Source organism: Herbaspirillum sp. B65 (assembly GCF_000333555.1).
GTDB classification, from domain to species: domain Bacteria; phylum Pseudomonadota; class Gammaproteobacteria; order Burkholderiales; family Burkholderiaceae_D; genus Herbaspirillum; species Herbaspirillum rubrisubalbicans.
In genome coordinates this window covers 1-1653 of the sequence record NZ_BADI01000387.1, presented here as the reverse complement: position 1 = coordinate 1653, position 1653 = coordinate 1, and the positions used below count along the sequence as shown (strand labels likewise).

General features: G+C 63.2%; 2 protein-coding genes and 2 pseudogenes. All 4 read right to left on the bottom strand.

Going from position 1 to position 1653, the window contains the following annotated elements; all coding sequences use genetic code 11:
* Positions 1–385, bottom strand: a pseudogene (locus tag I5W_RS29665) (CoA transferase); the annotation flags it as partial.
* A 168-nt stretch (positions 386–553) separates the two neighbouring features.
* On the bottom strand, positions 554–1150 hold the full coding sequence (gene recR, locus I5W_RS09395) for a recombination mediator RecR (RefSeq protein ID WP_017452043.1): 597 nt from the start codon (positions 1148–1150) through the stop codon (positions 554–556).
* Positions 1147–1449, bottom strand: coding sequence for a YciI family protein (locus I5W_RS09390; protein WP_017452042.1), 303 nt, complete (start codon positions 1447–1449; stop codon positions 1147–1149). Before I5W_RS09390 ends, recR begins: the two co-directional genes overlap by 4 nt.
* 109 nt (positions 1450–1558) lie before the next feature.
* Positions 1559–1653 (bottom strand): annotated as a pseudogene (locus I5W_RS09385) (YbaB/EbfC family nucleoid-associated protein); the annotation flags it as partial.

The window sequence follows — 1653 nt, the reverse complement described above, 5'->3', positions numbered from 1 at the left end:
GGCGCGCCACGATGGTGGCAGGGTTCAGATGTCTGAGGTCTTCATAGCCGAGCTTCCACTTCTGCAGCACGCCGCGGGGGTAGTTCTCGATGATGACGTTCACCTTCAGGGCGAGCTGACGAGCGATTTTCTGGGCCCGTTCATCCTTCATGGAGAGCGAGATGCTCTTCTTGTAGAGCGCCTGGACCGATCACCACAGCGAGGTGCCGTCCTTGAGCACACGCCAGTGGCGCAGCGGATCGCCATCGCCGGGGGCTTCGATCTTGATCACGTCGGCGCCGAACTCGGCCAACATGCGCGAGCAGAATGGCCCGGCGATGAGCGTACCCAGTTCGAGTACCTTGATACCGGCCAGCGGGCCGGGCTTGGGTGTGGCTGTAGTCATCGTGCTTGCACCGGATGCCTGGGGCGACGTGCGAGGTGCCGTGGGGGCGACTCCGGTGTTCTCCTTTTCTGCGGGGACTCCATGCTATGGCCGGACATCAGAGGTGCAAGCCGGCAGGCGACATTCTATTGCAGCGTGCGCGGGATGTCGCGCATTTCAGACACAAGCTCAGGTGGTGCGACGATCCAGCATGGCGCGCGCGATGGTGCCGGCATCCACGTACTCCAGCTCGCCGCCCACCGGCACGCCACGCGCCAGGCGGCTGACCTTCAGGCCACGCGCCTTGAGGGTCTCGCTGATGTAGTGGGCGGTGGCTTCGCCCTCGTTGGTGAAATTGGTGGCCAGGACCACTTCGGTGACCACGCCATCGGTGGCGCGGGTGATGAGCTTTTCCAGGTGAATGTCACGCGGGCCGATGCCGTCCAGCGGCGAGAGGCGGCCCATCAAGACGAAGTACAGGCCCTTGAAGGTCAGGGTCTGTTCGATCATCACCTGGTCCGAAGGCGACTCCACCACGCACAGTTGGGTGTGGTCACGCTGGCTGTCCTGGCAGGTGTCGCAGATGACTTGCTCGGTGAAGGTATTGCACAGCGCGCAGTGGCGGATGGTGTCCAGTGCCTTGGCCAGCGAACGGCTCAGGTCGGCGGCCGCATCGCGGTCGTGCTGCAACAGGTGGTACGCCATGCGCTGCGCGGTCTTGGGGCCGATGCCGGGGAGCCGGCGCAGCGATTCGGTCAGGAGGGTGAGACTGGAGGGCGTTTTCAATTGCGGTCTACGGAATAGCGGAAGGCGTCGAGCGCCTCGGCCGTCATGGAGGGGACGAATTCGATGATCTCGTATTCGGCCACGCCACCGATGAAGAAGGGGTCCGATTCCATGATGGCTTCGATCTCGGCACGGTCGGCGCAGTCGGCCAGGATGATGCCGCCGGTACGTGGCACCTTGCGGCCCGACATCAGGAATACGCCTTCGGCATATTGCTGGTTGAGGAATTTCTTGTGCGCGGTCAGCAAGGCGTCGATGTCGCTTGCTGGCTTGGTGTACGTGATCGAGACGATGAACATGAAGCCTCCACTAAGCAATCCTGCATTCCACCAGAATCATGAACCATGAAGTTCTGCACTACCGCAACGCCTGGCAGCGGCCGCGGGTTTACCGCGGGCTGCAGCGCCATCAGAACGGCATCTTGAAGCCCGGGGGCAGCGGCATCCCGGCGGTGACGCCCGACATCTTTTCCTGGGCGGTGGCTTCGGCCTTGCGCACGGCGT